The sequence below is a fragment of the Aeromonas sp. 603079 genome, assembly GCF_049172135.1.
In the GTDB taxonomy this organism is placed as follows: domain Bacteria; phylum Pseudomonadota; class Gammaproteobacteria; order Enterobacterales; family Aeromonadaceae; genus Aeromonas; species Aeromonas veronii.
In genome coordinates, this window is record NZ_JAAKPX010000001.1 from 153,914 (window position 1) to 170,611 (window position 16,698).

At 60.9% G+C, this 16,698-nt stretch carries 15 protein-coding genes; 14 read left to right on the forward strand and 1 reads right to left on the reverse strand.

The window, feature by feature from the left end; translation table 11 throughout:
• Positions 1-141 precede the first annotated feature (141 nt).
• The 3 genes from fldB (at position 142) to G5287_RS00685 (ending at position 3,603) form a co-directional block, all read left to right on the forward strand.
• Positions 142-660: a flavodoxin FldB gene (fldB, locus tag G5287_RS00675; protein ID WP_005335151.1), complete on the forward strand. Its 519-nt coding sequence runs from the start codon at positions 142-144 to the stop codon at positions 658-660.
• A gap of 202 nt (positions 661-862) precedes the next feature.
• A complete protein-coding gene (locus tag G5287_RS00680) occupies positions 863-2,263 on the forward strand; it encodes a TldD/PmbA family protein (RefSeq protein ID WP_216953022.1) in 1,401 nt (466 codons plus the stop codon).
• Positions 2,263-3,603: a TldD/PmbA family protein gene (locus G5287_RS00685; protein WP_421230628.1), complete on the forward strand. Its 1,341-nt coding sequence runs from the start codon at positions 2,263-2,265 to the stop codon at positions 3,601-3,603. The genes G5287_RS00680 and G5287_RS00685 overlap by 1 nt, the downstream gene beginning before the upstream one ends.
• Before the next feature lie 82 nt (positions 3,604-3,685).
• Here the strand turns inward: G5287_RS00685 and G5287_RS00690 are convergent, their stop codons facing one another.
• Complete coding sequence (locus G5287_RS00690) at positions 3,686-4,180, reverse strand: zinc ribbon-containing protein (RefSeq protein WP_421230629.1); 495 nt, start codon at positions 4,178-4,180, stop codon at positions 3,686-3,688.
• Between the two features lie 145 nt (positions 4,181-4,325).
• Here G5287_RS00690 and leuS point away from each other — a divergent pair, with 145 nt between their 5' ends.
• From leuS to G5287_RS00745, 11 genes are all read left to right on the forward strand, one after another.
• On the forward strand, positions 4,326-6,902 hold the full coding sequence (gene leuS, locus G5287_RS00695) for a leucine--tRNA ligase (RefSeq protein WP_421230630.1): 2,577 nt from the start codon (positions 4,326-4,328) through the stop codon (positions 6,900-6,902).
• Positions 6,903-7,000: 98 nt separating this feature from the next.
• The gene (lptE, locus tag G5287_RS00700) at positions 7,001-7,483 is read left to right on the forward strand and encodes an LPS assembly lipoprotein LptE (protein WP_227342068.1); all 483 of its coding nucleotides are present in this window, start codon (positions 7,001-7,003) and stop codon (positions 7,481-7,483) included.
• Positions 7,484-7,496: 13 nt separating this feature from the next.
• Positions 7,497-8,534, forward strand: a complete 1,038-nt coding sequence (gene holA, locus G5287_RS00705) for a DNA polymerase III subunit delta (protein ID WP_204380128.1) — start codon at positions 7,497-7,499, stop codon at positions 8,532-8,534.
• Positions 8,528-9,178, forward strand: coding sequence for a nicotinate-nucleotide adenylyltransferase (nadD, locus tag G5287_RS00710; RefSeq protein WP_421230631.1), 651 nt, complete (start codon positions 8,528-8,530; stop codon positions 9,176-9,178). Before holA ends, nadD begins: the two co-directional genes overlap by 7 nt.
• A 103-nt stretch (positions 9,179-9,281) precedes the next feature.
• On the forward strand, positions 9,282-9,623 hold the full coding sequence (gene rsfS, locus G5287_RS00715) for a ribosome silencing factor (RefSeq protein WP_005335165.1): 342 nt from the start codon (positions 9,282-9,284) through the stop codon (positions 9,621-9,623).
• 19 nt (positions 9,624-9,642) lie between these two features.
• Positions 9,643-10,110: a 23S rRNA (pseudouridine(1915)-N(3))-methyltransferase RlmH gene (gene rlmH, locus G5287_RS00720; RefSeq protein WP_005335166.1), complete on the forward strand. Its 468-nt coding sequence runs from the start codon at positions 9,643-9,645 to the stop codon at positions 10,108-10,110.
• A 49-nt stretch (positions 10,111-10,159) separates the two neighbouring features.
• Positions 10,160-12,082 carry a penicillin-binding protein 2 gene (gene mrdA, locus G5287_RS00725; RefSeq protein WP_421172120.1) on the forward strand — a complete coding sequence of 641 codons (1,923 nt, stop codon included), beginning with the start codon at positions 10,160-10,162 and terminating at the stop codon, positions 12,080-12,082.
• A complete protein-coding gene (gene rodA / locus G5287_RS00730) occupies positions 12,075-13,178 on the forward strand; it encodes a rod shape-determining protein RodA (RefSeq protein ID WP_005335170.1) in 1,104 nt (367 codons plus the stop codon). The genes mrdA and rodA overlap by 8 nt, the downstream gene beginning before the upstream one ends.
• Positions 13,178-14,176, forward strand: coding sequence for a lytic murein transglycosylase B (gene mltB / locus G5287_RS00735; protein ID WP_421230632.1), 999 nt, complete (start codon positions 13,178-13,180; stop codon positions 14,174-14,176). The genes rodA and mltB overlap by 1 nt, the downstream gene beginning before the upstream one ends.
• Entirely contained in the window at positions 14,118-15,101 is a 984-nt protein-coding gene (locus G5287_RS00740) for a septal ring lytic transglycosylase RlpA family protein (protein WP_421230633.1), read from the forward strand. The genes mltB and G5287_RS00740 overlap by 59 nt, the downstream gene beginning before the upstream one ends.
• A gap of 184 nt (positions 15,102-15,285) precedes the next feature.
• On the forward strand, positions 15,286-16,482 hold the full coding sequence (locus G5287_RS00745) for a D-alanyl-D-alanine carboxypeptidase family protein (protein ID WP_216953014.1): 1,197 nt from the start codon (positions 15,286-15,288) through the stop codon (positions 16,480-16,482).
• Positions 16,483-16,698: the final 216 nt, after the last annotated feature.

Here is a 16,698-nt window from a genome sequence, read left to right on the forward strand (position 1 = left end):
GCGGTGAAGGTCGAATGGCAATCTGCTAGACTGGCGCCCTCCCCTTACGTTACCCATCGTGTTGCCAACATGGCGCAGCCCACACGAGCATGCGAGAACGCGCCAAAAGCAAGCGAGAAAGCGCCAACAGAGAGTAGAGCGATGAAGATTGGTCTGTTTTACGGTTCCACCACCTGCTACACCGAGATGGCTGCCGAGAAGATCCGCGCCCTCATCGGCCCCGAGCTGGTGGATATTCACAATATCAAGGATGTCTCCCTGCGCCGGATGGAGGATTACGAGATCCTGATCCTCGGCATATCCACTTGGGATTTTGGCGAACTGCAGGAGGACTGGGAGTCCCGCTGGGAAGATATCGCCGATCTCCATCTGGAGGGACGCATCGTGGCCCTGTTTGGCCTCGGCGATCAGCTCGGTTATGGCGAATGGTTCCAGGACGCCCTCGGCATGCTGCACGATCAGCTGGTGCCAAAAGGGGTCAAGCTGGTGGGCTACTGGCCCAACGAAGGGTACGAATTCGATGCCTCCAAGGCACTGATCGACGATGGCCGTCACTTCGTCGGGCTGGCGCTGGACGATGCCAACCAATATGACCAGACCGATCCGCGCATCGAGCAGTGGGTCGAGCAGATCCTGAGCGAAATCCACGCCCTGCTCTGACCTTTCCCACGTTTTGGCAAAACGACCCTGAGCGCCTGGCCCTGGCCGCCGGGCGCAGTTATCGCACCGATTTTCTCAATCGGTATCATCGCATGACGCTATAGCGACTTTTTTGTGCTGGTCTGCAACAATGGACTCGACATCCCATAACAATCAGAGCCGGATGTCGGAAGCAAACGGACAGACCAGAAAAGGATATTCTATGACTCCATTCTCCCTGTTGGCCCCCGCCATCGCCCGTGACGTGCTCGATCACGCGCTGGCGCTGGGTGCCGATTTTGCCGAGCTGTTTGTGGAGCGCAAGCGCCGCAGCCAGCTCAGCCTGCTCTCCAGCCAGATAGAGAACATCAGCGGCGGCCTCGATTTCGGTATCGGCGTGCGCCTCTGTTACGGCCACAAGGTGCTCTACGGCTACACCAATCTGGCCAGCCGCGACGAGCTGCTGCGCATTGTCACCCTGCTGGCGGCCAAAGACCGCCGCGACCCCGTGGTGACCGCCACCGCCTTCGATTTCACCCGCCTGAGCGATCGCAACCCGGTGGCGCTGCCCCTGTCGGCAGACAAGCTGCTGGAGCAGAAGATCGCCTATCTGCACGCCATGGATGCAGCGGCCCGCTCCGAGAGCGACAAGGTGAGCCAGTTCTCCGGCAACGTGCTGGGCTGGGAGCAGGAGGTGGAAATCTTCAACAGCGAAGGAGTGCAAGTAGCCGATCGCCGCCACTACAACCGCATCATGGCCCAGACCATCGCCATGGAAGGGAGCGAGCAGAGCGTCGGTTACGAGGCCCCCGGCGCCCTGATGGGGTGGGAGCATGCCGATCGCATCGATCCGCGCGAGCTGGCGCTCACCGCCACCCGTCAGGCACTGGTGAAACTGGGCGCGGCTCCCTGCCCGAGCGGCACCCTGCCGGTCATCATGGAGAACGGATTTGGCGGCGTCATCTTCCACGAGGCGTGCGGTCATCTGCTGGAGACCACCTCAGTGGCCAAGAAGGCATCGGTGTTCCACGACAAGATGGGCCAGCTTATCGCCAATCCGGTGGTCAATGCGGTGGATGAAGGCTTGCAGAGCAACGCCTGGGGCTCCATCAACGTCGATGACGAGGGGATGGCTACCCAGCATACCCAGCTCATCAAGGACGGGGTACTGACCGGCTTTCTGGTGGACAGAATGGGTGCCCTCAAAACAGGCTACGCACGCACCGGCTCCGGGCGGCGCGAATCCTACAAGTACGCCCCCACCTCGCGCATGCGCAACACCTATATCGAGCCGGGCCACCACAGCCTCGACGACATGTTGGCCACGGTAGAGCACGGCATCTACGCCAAGAAGATGGGGGGCGGCTCGGTACAGCCCGGCACCGGCGAGTTCAACTTCAATGTGCAGGAGGCCTACCTCATCGAGCACGGCAAAATCACCAAGCCGCTCAAGTCTGCCACCCTGATCGGCACCGGCCCGCAGGTGCTGAAAGAGATCTCCATGGTGGGCCGCAACCTGGCACTGGCCGCCGGTATGTGCGGCTCGGTCTCGGGCTCGGTGCCCACCTCGGTGGGCCAGCCGGCGCTGAAAGTGGACAATATTCTGGTGGGAGGGAACGCCTGATGAGCCAGCTCGACATGAACCAACTGCTCACCCGCCTGCTCGACAAGGTGGCCGACCTCAACGCCGAGGCAGACATCATCGCCAATCAGGAGAAGGCCTTCTCCCTCAAGGCAGACAAGGGCGAGCTGGGTGAATACAAGGTCACCAGCAGCCAGCAGCTCGGCATTCGCCTGATCAAAGAGGGTCGGGTCGGCATCGCCTACTCGGAATCCCTCGATGAGCTGGCGCTGGATGCAATGCTGCAAGATGCGCTCGATGCCAGCCGCTTTGCCAAGGTGGATCCGGATCAGCGCATCTCGGTGGCCAATAGCCGGATCACCACAGATTGCGCCGAAATCAACCAGCCCGATACCACGCCGGTTGAGGAGAAGATCGCCCTGGCCCTGCGCCTCGAATCTGACATGCTGGCCATGCCCGATGTGAGCGGCGCCCCCTACAACAGCTTCTTTGAAGGGGAGAGCCAGCTCTGGCTCGCCAACAGTCAGGGCACCCTCTGCCAGCACGGCGAGTTTAGCGTCGGCTGCTACACCTCGGCGCTGGTGGAACGGGATGGCCGCCAGTCGATGCACTCGCAGGGGCAGTATGGCCGTCGCTTCGACGAGCTGGATAGCCAGCGACTCATCGAGCAGATCTACGCCATCGCCGATGGACTGCTGCCCGGTGAAGCGGTGCCGAGCGGTCGCTACAGCGTCATCTTCAGCACCAACTGCTTTGCCAGCCTGTTTGGCTGCTTTCAGGGCGTGCTGTCGGGCAAGTGGGCCCAGCAGGGGATCAACCCCTGGCGCAGCAAGGTCGGCCAGAGCGTGGCGTCACGCTGGCTCACTCTGGAGAGCAGGGTCTATATGCCGGGCGGCATGAACATCAAGGCGTTTGATGGCGAGGGGGCGGCCAGCTCGGATCTGCTGCTGATTGGCGAAGGGGAGCTGAAGACCCTGCTCCATAACAGCGCCACCGCCCGCCACTTTGGTGTGGCCAGCAACGGCTCGGCCGCCCGCGGTGCCCGCAGCGCCCTCGATGTGACCGCTCGCCATCTGGTGTTTGGCGCGGGCCCTCACTGTGAAGCGGAGGTGCAGAGCGGCGACTATCTGGAGCTGGTCAAGCTGGACGGTCTGCATTCGGGTGCCGATGCGGTGAGCGGTGACTTCTCCTTTGGCGCGTCGGGCTTCCTCTGCCGCGATGGGGTGCGACTGCAGCCGGTGCGCGGCATCACGGTAGCAGGCAACTTCTACCGTCTGCTGGGCGAGCTGGAAGCGGTCGGCGATACCCTGCACCACAACGACGGCAAGGGCTTCTACTCCCCGCTTATCCGTTTTGGCGGACTCTCCGTCGCGGGCAAGTAAACGCCCCAACGAAACCTGCAAGTAAGAAAAAGGCGCCTGATGGCGCCTTTTTCTCGTTATCTCGTCCGCCTTGAGGCCTGACTCAGGGCGAGAGCGGCTCGCGATGATACTCGGCGCAACCACATTCGGGACAGGTATCGAGCTGTTGTGGGTGCAGCACGGTATGGCGCCAGCCACACTGGTCGCACACCATGACCCCGAGCCCCACCCAGTCGCCCGCCTCATAGACCCCCTTATGCTCCAGCTCGTCAGCCAGCTCGCGCCACTCCACCTGGGCGCGGTCGGTCACATCCGCCAGCCAGGACCAGGCGGTGTCTTTGAGGGCCAACATAAAGGCAGACTCTTCCAACTGCGCACTATCGTCATGGCGCCCCTCGTCATAGTTGCCCAGATCCCGCTTCACGTACTCGGCGATGAGCGCCAGCTCGTCCTGAGTCAGGTCGCTGGCCGCCTCCAGATAGGCCTGCACCTTGGCAATCATCCGGTTGAGGCGCTCCCCCTGGAACTCTTCAGTCTCTTGCCACTGTTTTTGCAGCTCGGTAATGAAGGCTTCGTACCCTTTTTGACGTTTGTCCATGGCTCTAACTCCTCTACTAAACCCTGATCTGGCCCGGCTTAAGGCCCAAGGGACGCTGGCGGTTGTTGCCGCCGCAGGATATGGGTATTCTATTGCGATTTCCCAGCTGATTTATCTATTCATTTCACAGATCCGGATGTCACCAATGCAAGAGCAATACGTTCCCCAATCAATCGAACCAGCAGTGCAAAAGCACTGGGATGCCAAGAAAACCTTCAAGGCCGTGGAGAAGGTAGACAAGGAGAAGTTCTACTGCCTGTCCATGTTCCCCTATCCGTCTGGTCGACTACACATGGGGCACGTTCGTAACTACACCATAGGTGATGTGATCTCCCGTTATCAACGCCTCAATGGCAAGAACGTGCTGCAACCCATAGGTTGGGATGCATTCGGTCTGCCGGCCGAGAACGCCGCGATCAAAAACAATACCGCACCGGCGCCCTGGACCTACGAAAACATCGAATACATGAAGAACCAGCTGAAGATGCTGGGTCTGGGTTATGACTGGGATCGTGAAGTCGCCACCTGCAAACCGGATTACTACCGCTGGGAGCAGTGGTTCTTCACCAAGCTCTACGAGAAGGGTCTGGTCTACAAAAAGACCTCCTCCGTAAACTGGTGCCCGAACGACATGACCGTACTGGCCAACGAGCAGGTGGTCGACAACTGCTGCTGGCGCTGTGACACCCCGGTGGAGCAGAAAGAGATCCCCCAGTGGTTCATCAAGATCACCGACTACGCCGAAGAGCTGCTCAGCGACATCGACAATCTGGAAGGTTGGCCGGAGATGGTCAAGACCATGCAGCGCAACTGGATTGGCCGCTCCGAAGGGGTCAACATCAGCTTCGCTATCGAGGGTCAGGCTGAGCAGCTGGAGGTCTACACCACCCGCCCGGACACCTTCATGGGCGTCACCTATGTCGGTATCGCCGCCGGTCACCCGCTGGCGCTGCAAGCAGCCCAGAACAATCCGGAGCTGGCCGCCTTTATCGAAGAGTGCAAGAACACCAAGGTAGCCGAAGCAGAACTGGCCACCATGGAGAAGAAGGGCATGGCCACCGGCCTCTATGCCATTCACCCGCTGGATGGCCGCAAGGTACCGGTCTGGGTCGCCAACTTCGTGCTGATGAACTACGGCACCGGCGCCGTAATGGCGGTTCCGGCCCACGATCAGCGTGACTTCGAATTCGCCACCAAATATGGACTCGACATCAAGGCGGTGATCAAGCCGGTTGATGGCGACGTCGACGTGAGCGAAGCGGCTTACACCGAGAAGGGCGTGCTGTTCAACTCCGGCGAGTTTGACGGTCTCGACTTCCAGGGTGCCTTCGATGCCATCGCCAGCAAGCTGGAAGGGCTCGGCAAGGGCAAGCGCACCGTCAACTACCGTCTGCGTGACTGGGGTGTCTCCCGTCAGCGTTACTGGGGTGCCCCCATCCCGATGCTGACCCTGGCTGACGGCTCCGTGGTGCCGACGCCGGAAGACCAGCTGCCGGTACTGCTGCCGGAAGACGTGGTGATGGACGGTATCCAGAGCCCGATCAAGGCTGACGCCGAGTGGGCCAAGACCACTTACAACGGTCAGGAAGCGTTCCGCGAGACCGATACCTTCGACACCTTTATGGAGTCCTCCTGGTACTACGCGCGCTACTGCTCCCCGGACTACGACAAGGGCATGCTGGATCCGGCTGCTGCCAACCACTGGCTGCCGGTGGATCAGTACATCGGCGGTATCGAGCACGCCTGTATGCACCTGCTCTACGCCCGCTTCTTCCACAAGCTGCTGCGTGACGCGGGTCTGGTCAACAGCGACGAGCCGTTCAAGCGCCTGCTCTGCCAGGGCATGGTGCTGGCCGATGCTTTCTACTACAAAGACGAGAAGGGCGGCAACGTCTGGGTCAGCCCGACCGACGTCAAGGTAGAGCGTGACGAGAAGGGTCGCATCACCAAGGCCATCGACAACGAAGGCCGTGAGGTAATGCACTCCGGCATGACCAAGATGTCCAAGTCCAAGAACAACGGCATCGACCCGCAGCTGATGGTCGAGCGTTACGGCGCCGATACCGTCCGTCTGTTCATGATGTTCGCCTCTCCGGCAGAAATGACGCTGGAGTGGTCCGACTCCGGCGTAGAGGGTGCCCAGCGCTTCCTGCGTCGCCTGTGGCGCGTCACCTTCGAACACGTTTCCGGTGGCGCCGTTGCCGCACTGGATGTAGCGGCTCTCACCAACGAGCAGAAAGCGGTACGCCGTGAACTGCACAAGACCATCGCCAAGGTGAGTGATGACGTGGGTCGCCGTCAGACCTTCAACACCGCCATCGCAGCCATCATGGAGCTGATGAACAATCTGGCCAAGCTGGGCAACGACGAGCAGGACCGCGCCCTGATGCAGGAAGCGCTGGAAGCTGTGGTAGTCATGCTCTACCCCATCACTCCGCACATCGGCTTCGAGCTGTGGAAGATGCTGGGCAAGGGCGACGACATCGATCACGCAGCCTGGCCGGTGGCCGATGAAGCGGCCATGGTCGAGACCGAGAAGCTGGTGGTGGTACAGATCAACGGCAAGATGCGCGGCAAGCTGACCGTGCCGGCCGAGATCAGCCAGGCCGACGTCGAGAAGCTGGCGATGGCTGATGCCTCGGTACAGAAGTTCACCGACGGTCTGACCGTGCGCAAGGTGATCTATGTACCTGGCAAGCTGCTCAATATTGTCGCTAACTGATCGGCTGCCAACTGATCATTGCCAATCTGTGACAGCAAACGGATGATAACGGCGGGCCCTGCGCCCGCCGCTTTCCCTTAATGCAAAGAGGATTTTCTATGGGCACCATCTTCACCCGCTGGATGGCCATCGTGCTGGCTGGTCTGCTGCTGCAAGGCTGCGGTTTTCACATGCGCGGCACCGGCATTCCGGCCGAGCTGATGACCATGAAGGTCGTGGGCGACAACAAGAGCGACTTCTACCGGATGGTCACCACCCGCCTGAAGGCCTCTGGCGTAACTCTGGCCGACAAGGAGGGTATTCCGGTGCTCACTCTGGGCGGCATAGGCAGCACCAGTCAGGTCGCCTCGGTCAACGCGCTGGGGACGGACACCGAATATGTGCTGGGCTTCACTACCCAGTTCACCATCTCGGCCCCCGGCAAGCCGACCCAAGTCTTCCCCATCAACTTCAACCGCAGCTTCCTCAACAAGCCGGATGCCGCGCTCGCCTCCTCCCGTGAGCAGGAGCAGCTCAACCGCGAGATGCAGGAGCAAGCGGCCAATCAGGTGATCCGGCAGTTGAGCCAGGTCAGCTTCTGATGCGAGTATTTTGATGAGAGTCTACCCGGAACAATTTGGTGACCACCTCAAAGCAGGGCTTCGGCCCTGCTATCTCGTTTTTGGCGACGAGCCCCTGCTGCGACTGGAGGCCATCGATGCCATCCGTCAGGTCGCCCGCAAGCAGGGTTTCGATGAGCGCCACACCTTCGTGGTGGAACAGGGGCTGGACTGGAATCAGGTCTACGATGCCTGTCAGGCCATGAGCCTCTTCTCCGCCCGCCAGATCATCGAGCTGGAGCTGCCCGCCAAGGTGGACAAGGATCTGGCCGCCCGCATCAGCGAAATTGGCAAGCAGCTTCATCCCGACCTGCTGCTGGTGCTGAGCGGCGGTCGCCTCAACCAGACCCAGATGAAAGCAGCCTGGTTCGACAAGCTCTACCAGATTGGCACCTATGTGCCGGTCAACCATCCGGAACCCAAGTTCTTTCCGCGCTGGATGAGTGCCCGTTTTGCGCGTTTCGGCCTCAAGGCGCTGCCGGATGCCATCAACTTCATGTGCCACTCCTACGAGGGCAACCTGCTGGCCGCCAGTCAGGAGATCGAGAAGCTGACCCTGCTCTCGCCGCCCCAGCCCATCAGCGTCACCTATCTGCAAGAGACCATTATCCGCCACGCCCACTTCACCCCGTTCCAGCTGGTCGATACCCTGCTGGAGGGGAAGGTGAACCGGGCCCAGCGCATTCTGGCAGCTCTGCGGGCCGAAGGCACCGAGCCGGGGATGCTGGCCTGGACCCTCTGCCGCGAGCTGGAGCAGCTGACCGAACTGTCGCTGGCGATGCGCAACGGCCAGCCGCTGGGGGAGCACTTCAGCCGCCTGCGCATCTGGCAGAGCCGCCAGCAGCTCATTCAACAGGCGCTGACTCGTCTCCCCTTCGCCAAGTTGCAACAACTATGGCAGCTGATGGCGCAACTGGACGATGCCCAGCGCCGCTTCGATACCGAACAGGCGTGGCTGATGCTGCAGACCATTGCCCTCGGCTTTCGTGATGGCACCCCGCTGCCGCTGGTGATGGAGAGTGCGCCATGCTGAAGGCGCCTGTCGGTTTGCTTGGCGGCACCTTCGACCCTATCCATATCGGTCATCTTCGCCCGGCCATCGAGGCGCGCGATGCCCTCGGGCTGGCCGAAATGCGGCTGATCCCGAACCATATCCCGCCCCACCGTGACAATCCGTTCTGCTCCAGCGAACAGCGCCTTGCCATGGTCAAACTGGCGGCGGCGGAGAACCACCACTTTGTGGTAGATGAGCGGGAGCTGAGACGGGACAAGCCCTCTTACACCATCGATACCCTGATCGAGCTGCGTCATGAACTGCCCGATACGCCGCTCTGTTTTCTGATGGGGATGGATTCCCTGCTGAGCCTGCCAAGCTGGCACCGCTGGCAGGAGCTGCTCGACTATGCCCATCTGGTGGTGAGCGTACGGCCGGGCTGGCAACCGGATTATCCGGCCGAGGTGGCGCAGTTGCTGGCGCGCCAGCACACCACGGATGCCAACGCGCTGCATCTGCGTCTGTCCGGCCATATCTGGCTGGCGGACAACCAGCCCATCGAACTGTCAGCCACCCGACTGCGGGCCTTGCTGGATGCGGGACAAGACACCCGCTACCTCTTGCCCGAGTCGGTTGCGCACTATATTGATCAACAGGGGCTCTACCGCGCCAACCGCCGCTAGCCTCTGTCGTAATCCCGCCTCACCCGATGGGAAACGGGAGTGACCATGATATAATCCGCCGCCCTGACGCAAACGCTGCGCGCCGGAATACAGGAGAGACTCATTGCAAGGCCAAGAATTGCATGCCTTTATCATCGACAAGATCGATGACATGAAAGGCCGCGACATCATCACCCTCGATGTACGCGGCAAATCCAGCATTACTGACACCATGATCATCTGTTCCGGCAACTCCAGTCGTCACGTCAGCGCCATTGCCCACCATCTGGCCAGCGAAGCCCGCCACGCGGGTCTGGATCTGCTGAGCGTGGAAGGACAACTGAGCGGTGAATGGGTGCTGGTAGATATGGGCTCGGTGATCGTGCATGTGATGCAGGATGAACATCGTGACTTCTACCAACTGGAAAAGCTGTGGAGCGGTGCCGCTCAAATGAATACGCAATAAGAGCACAAGTGTAACGACCATGAAGATCCAGTTGATTGCGGTGGGCACCAAGATGCCCGCCTGGGTAGAGCATGGCTTCGAAGAGTATCGTCGCCGCTTCCCCAAAGACATGCCATTTGAACTCGTCGAGATTGGCGCAGGCAAACGGGGCAAAAATGCCGACATTCCGCGCATCCTGCAGAAGGAAGGGGAAGCCATGCTGGCGGCTGCGGGGCGCTCGCGCATCGTCACCCTCGACATTCCGGGCAAGCCCTGGACCACGGAGCAGTTGGCTACCCAGCTGGAGGCGTGGAAACTCGATGGCCGCGATGTCGCGCTGCTGGTAGGCGGGCCGGAAGGCTTGTCCCCCGAGTGCAAGGCTGCAGCCGAACAGAGCTGGTCACTGTCACCGCTCACCCTGCCCCATCCGCTGGTGCGGGTGCTGGTGGCAGAGAGCCTCTACCGTGCCTGGAGCATAACGACCAATCACCCTTATCACAGAGAGTGAACCATGCCGCTCCTGCTGTTATTGCCCCCCACAAACCCGAGGTAAAGGCATGCTGAAACAACGCATCGAGATGCGCGATCACAGTGCCGAGGGCAATCTGTTCTTCCGGCGCACCCTGGTAGCCTACATCGGCATCGTCGTGCTGATGCTGGTGCTGCTGGGCAATCTCTATTATCTGCAGGTCGAGTCCTACGACACCTACCAGACGCGTTCCAACTCCAACCGCATCCGGGTAGTGCCGGTGGCGCCACCCCGGGGTCTCATCTACGACACCAACGGCGTGCTGCTGGCGGAGAACCGCCCTGTCTACAGTCTGGAAATCGTCCCGGAAGAGACTAGGGATCTTGAAAAAACCGCTGATCAGCTGATCACCCTGCTGGGTCTGCCGGAAGGCACCAAAGAGAAGTTTCTGACCGAGGTGAAACGCCAACGTCGCTTCAAGCCGGTCCCTCTCTACGAAAAGCTGACCGAATATCAGGTGGCACTCTTCTCGGTCAACCAGCACAACTATCCGGGAGCCAGTATCGAGGCTTACCTCAAGCGCTACTACCCGTTTGGCGACACCCTGACCCATGCGCTGGGTTATGTGGCCAAGATCAACACCCGCGACGTGGAGCGTCTCGAAAAAGAGGACAAACTCGCCAACTATGCCGCCACCAAGGATATCGGCAAGCAGGGGGTGGAGAAGTATTACGAGGATGAGCTGCACGGGGTGGCGGGTTATCAGGAGGTCGAGGTCAACAACCGCGGCCGGATTGTCCGCACCCTCAAGTTCCAGCCTCCGGTTCCGGGCAAGGATATCTACCTCAATATCGACGTCCGGATGCAGCTCAAGGCCCAGCAACTGCTGGCCGGCCAGCGTGGTGCCATCGTGATGATGAACCCGAAAACCGGTGCCATCCTGGCGCTGGAGTCGAGCCCGAGTTATGACCCCAACCTGTTCGTGACAGGCATATCCAGCGCCAACTACTCGGCACTGCTCAACGATCCGGCACGGCCGCTGGTGAACCGCACCACTCAGGGCATTTATGCCCCTGCCTCCACCGTCAAGCCCATGATGTCCATCATGGGTCTCAACGAGGGGGCCATCACCCCGGGCTACCGCTATTTCGGCGGCCCGAGCTTCTCCATTCCCGGTACCACCAAGAAGTTTCGCGACTGGCGCCGCTGGGGTCATGGCTGGCTCGACGTCTATCGCGCCATCGAGGTCTCGGCAGATACCTACTTCTACGATCTCGCCTATCGGGTCGGCATCGACAAGATCCACAGCTATATGACCAAGTTCGGCTTCGGTCAGTACACCGGGGTCGATCTCTATGAAGAGACCAAGGGTGTCATGCCGTCCCGTGACTGGAAAATGGCCCGTTGGCGCCAGCCCTGGTATCAGGGTGACACCATCTCGGTCGGTATCGGTCAGGGCTACTGGAGCGCCACCCCGCTCCAACTGGCCAAGGCGATCAGCATCCTGACCCAGAATGGTCACGACGTCACCCCGCACCTGCTCAAGAGCACAGCCTCCCAGGCGGGGGTAGTCGATGCCCCCATCAACCCCAATATCGCCCTCAAGCTCAAGAACGACAGCTTCTGGAAAGTGGCGCAGGATGGGATGTGGCGAGTCAACCATGGCAGTGAAGGCAGTGGCCGTCACTCGTTTGCCAAGGCGCCTTACTCCTCAGGCGGCAAATCGGGCACAGCCCAGGTAGTCGGTTTGAAGGAAAATCAGGTTTACAACATCAAGACGGTCAAGGCAGAGCATCGCGATAACGCTTTGTTCGTTGCTTATGCCCCCTTCGAGGCACCCAAAGCGGTGGTAGCTCTGGTACTGGAAAACTCCATTGGTGGTGGTGGTGGCCGGGCTGCATCGCCCATTGCACGCCAGATGCTGGATGCCTATCTGCTGCCCCCTGATCCGCAACTGCCACCGGCACCGGAAAAGCCGTCCCAACCGAGTGAGGTCGCTCCCAATGAGTAATTCTGCCCGCCAGCAGAGCATCTGGTACAAGCTGCATATCGACTTGCCCCTGCTGCTCGGTCTGCTGGCCGTGATGACCCTCTCCATGGTGGTGCTCTACTCCGCCTCCGGTCAGGATATGGACTCCATCGTGCGCCAGCTGGTGCGCGGCGGTCTCGCCTTTGCCCTAATGATCGGCCTGGCCCAGCTGCCCCCCTCCCTCTACGCCCGCTGGTCGGTGCCGCTGTTCGCCGTGGTGGTGCTGATGCTGATTGCGGTGGACGTGTTTGGCCACATCGGCAAGGGGGCCCAGCGCTGGCTCGATCTGGGCTTTATGAAGTTCCAGCCCTCCGAGGTGATGAAGCTTTCCATGCCGATCATGGTGGCGGCCTGGCTCAGTCGCCACTCGCTGCCACCCAAGTTCAGCCATGTGGTGATCGCCCTCATCATGGTGCTGCTGCCCACCCTGCTGATCGCCGCCCAGCCGGACCTTGGCACCTCCATTCTGGTGGCCGCCTCCGGCTTCTTCGTGATCTTTCTGGCGGGGCTCAGCTGGTGGCTGATCGGCTTGGCGGTTCTACTGATGCTGGCCTTTATGCCGGTGCTCTGGTTCTTCCTGATGCACGACTACCAGCGCCAGCGGGTGCTGATGCTGCTCGACCCGGAGAAAGACCCGCTCGGCCGCGGCTACCACATCATCCAGTCCAAGATTGCCATCGGCTCCGGTGGCGTCTTCGGCAAGGGGTGGCTGCAAGGGACCCAGTCCCAGCTGGAGTTCTTGCCAGAGCGCCACACCGACTTCATCTTCGCGGTATTTAGCGAGGAGTTTGGTCTGGTGGGGGTTGCCCTGCTGCTGGTGCTCTACCTCTACGTCATCAGCCGCTGTCTGTTTATCTCGATGCAGGCCCAGAACAGCTTCGAGCGACTGCTGGGCGGCGCCATCACTCTCACTTTCTTCGTCTATGTGTTCGTCAACATGGGCATGGTGAGCGGCATCCTGCCGGTGGTGGGGGTTCCCCTGCCGCTGGTGAGCTATGGCGGCACCTCCATGGTGACCCTGATGGCCGGCTTTGGCATACTGATGTCCATCCAGACTCATAGAAGACTGCTCGCCTGATGAGACGGGTCGGATTGCTGCTCTCGCTCGCCACCACGATGGCGACCGCCGCCGTGGCGCCGGATCGGTTGGCCCTGCTCGCCGACCAGCAGCAGGTGCCGCTGGCGGAGCTGCAAGCGGCCGTCGCCCGAGCCCAATTACGGCAGGAGGTGCTCGACACCATCAGCAAGCCGTGGGAGGCCAAGCCCTGGCATCGCTACCGGCCGCTGTTTGTTACCCCGGATCGGATCCGTGATGGCCAGCAGTTCTGGCAACAACATGCCGAGACGCTGGCCCGCGCGGAGCTGACCTATCGGGTGCCCGCCTCGCTCATCGTGGCCATCATAGGGGTCGAGACCTTCTACGGTCGCCAGATGGGCCGCCATCCGGTGCTCGATAGCCTCTACACCCTTGGATTTCACTACCCGGAGCGGGCGGACTTCTTTGCCAAGGAGTTTGCCCAGCTGGTGGTGCTGGCCAAAGAGGAAGGGTGGCAACTCGATGCCCTCAAGGGCTCCTATGCCGGCGCCATGGGGATGGGGCAGTTCATGCCCTCCAGCTACCGCCACTACGCCGTCGACTTTGACGGGGATGGCAAGCGGGATCTGTTTGCCAACCCGGTCGATGCCATCGGCAGCGTGGCCAACTATTTTGCCAGCCACCAGTGGCGCTGGGGCGAATCCGTGGTGGAACCGGCCCAGATCGGGTTGATGGCAGTCGAACCTCTACTCAGGCCTGAGCCCGAGTTAACACAACAGTGGTCAGAACTGGCGGCGGCAGGGATTGAGCTCGCCACGCCGCTGGCCCCACAGACGCCGGTCAAGTTGCTGGAGTTTGCCCAAGCCGATGGACCGGAATACTGGGTCGCACGGCATAACTTTTATGTGATCACCCGTTACAATCGCAGCCCACTCTATGCGATGGCGGTGTATCAACTTAGCCAAGCCATTCAGGAAGCGTATGCATCTTCGTCACAAACTCCTCCCGCTCAGCCTGAGCTTGTTGCTGGCCGCCTGTAGCAGCCAGCCGGAACAGAGCGCCCCCGTAAAGCCGCAAGCACCGGTCAACAAGCCACCCGTTATCGAGATCCCGCAAGCCACCGGCGCCATTCCGCGCCCCGAGCCCCTGAGCGCGAGCGGCAACCGGGACTACTGGATCGGCAAGCAGAAGCACGAGGTGTGGCGCGACATCAAACACTACAGCGAAGAGGGCACCGCCAGCTGGCTGTCGCCGGATCTGGACGGCCAGAAGACCGCCAACGGCGATGTGCTGGACAGCAAGCTGTTCAGCGCCGCCCACCGCAACCTGCCCATCCCGAGCTATGTGAGGGTCACCAATCTGGACAACGGGCTGGAGACCATAGTGCGGGTCAACGATCGCGGTCCATTCAACAGCCCGCGCCTGATCGACCTCTCCTACGCAGCGGCCAAGCAGCTGGAGATGGTCGATAGCGGCACAGCTCGCGTTCGACTGGAGCTGATCAACGACACCCCGGACCAGATGGTGATCATGGAACCGATGAAGCCCATCGAGATGACCCCGACCACCCCGCCAGCAACGGCATCCAACACAGTGGCGCAAGATGGCTTCCTGGGTGAACCGACCGCCCTGGCGATGGCGACCCCCGCCGCCGAACCCGCTCCCGTCAAGGCGCCCGCGACCACGCCCGCCAAAGCGGCACCTGTCAAGCCAGCTCCCGCCAAGACCGCAGCTCCTGCCAGCAGCGGTGATGGCAAGATGATCCAGGTACTGGCCAGCGGCTCCCGGGATCGGGCCGAGGCGATGGGCAAGGTGATGACCCAGCGCCATGGTGTGCCCTACCGGATTGAAGCCCATGGCGCCATCTTCCGGGTCTTGATCGGCCCGGTGGAGGCGGATAAACAAGCCGCACTGCTGGAAAAAGTACGGCAAGGGGGACTGGAACAGGCCTTTATCGTGCCCTGATCCCTCCTCTGACAGCGGCGGTGACCAATCTCCCGGCCCCGCCATCACGTCGCTTTATGGCGTGATGGCAGGGATTGATGGATAAAAAACCAGTCATGATCGCCATGTCGGACTATAACCTGCGGGCGCATCTGGTATAGTTAGGCCCGCATTTTATCCCCATCTGGCTCGCAGGAATTTCAAGATGTCCAAATTTGCCCGTTCAGTTCTTCTGGCCTCACTGATCAGCGTAACCGCTCAGGCCAATACGCCGGTGCCGACACCCACGCCGAACGCCAACCCAGTGGTGGTTCCCGCCGCGCCGGAGATCTCCGCCAAGGCCCATATCCTGATCGACTACTACTCCGGTCAGGTGCTGGCCGAGCAGAACGCCGACGAGCGTCTGCCCCCTGCCAGCCTGACCAAGATGATGACCTCCTACATCGTTGGCGACGAGCTGCACAAGGGGAACATCAAGGGCACCGACATGGTGACCATCAGCCAGAACGCCTGGTCCAAGAACTACTCAGACTCCTCCAAGATGTTTATCGAGGTGGGCAAGCAGGTCTCTGTCGATGACCTGAACAAGGGCATCATCATCCAGTCCGGCAACGATGCCTGCGTCGCCATGGCCGAACATCTGGCCGGCAGTACCGACTCCTTCGCCAGCCTGATGAATGCCTGGGCCGCCAAGCTCGGCATGAAGGACACCCAGTTCAAGAACCCCCACGGTCTGGATGAAGAGGGTCACTACAGTACAGCCCGTGATATGGCCCGCCTGGGTCAGGCACTGATCCATGATCAGCCGGAGGAGTACAAGATCTACTCCCAGAAATCCTTCGTCTTCAACGGTATCACCCAGCACAACCGCAACCGCCTGCTGTGGGATCAATCCCTGCAAGTGGATGGCATCAAGACCGGCCACGTCAGCCAGGTCGGCTATAACCTGGTCTCCTCTGCCACCAACAACGAAGGCATGCGCCTGATCGCCGTGGTACTGGGCGCCAGCAGCGAAGCCTCCCGCGCCGCCGAGAGCAAGAAACTGCTCACCTACGGCTTCCGCTTCTTCCAGAGCCTGACTCCGTACAAGGCAGGCACCGAGCTGGTCACCCAGAAGATCTGGATGGGCGACAAATCTGAAGTGAAACTGGGCGTCGACAAGGATGTCTCCGTGCTGGTCACCCGCGGTCAGGGCAACAACCTCAAGGCAGACTTCCAGCTCGACAGCGAGCTGAAAGCCCCGTTGGCCAAGGGTCAACGCGTTGGTACCGTGTTCCTGAAGCAGGGTGACAAAGAGATCAAGCAGGTACCGCTGGTCGCTCTGGAAGAGGTGCAGGAAGGTGGCTTAATGAGCCGTCTGTGGGACTACCTGGTACTGCTGGTCACCAGCTGGTTCAAGTAATCCGACGCACAATCCTCACCAAACAGCGGCGCCAACAGGCGCCGCTGCTGTCTGCGCCGGACAATGGCAGTGAATAACCCTGTAAACTGCAGGTTCCGCCTTACCCTGATTTGTGGTAAAAAGCAGCACTTCCATCCTTGTCTGACCGCTCCCGGCCTTGATCCCGGAGTGTGCGGCGCCCATATAGGGTTTAGCCGCACCCATACAGACTTGAAA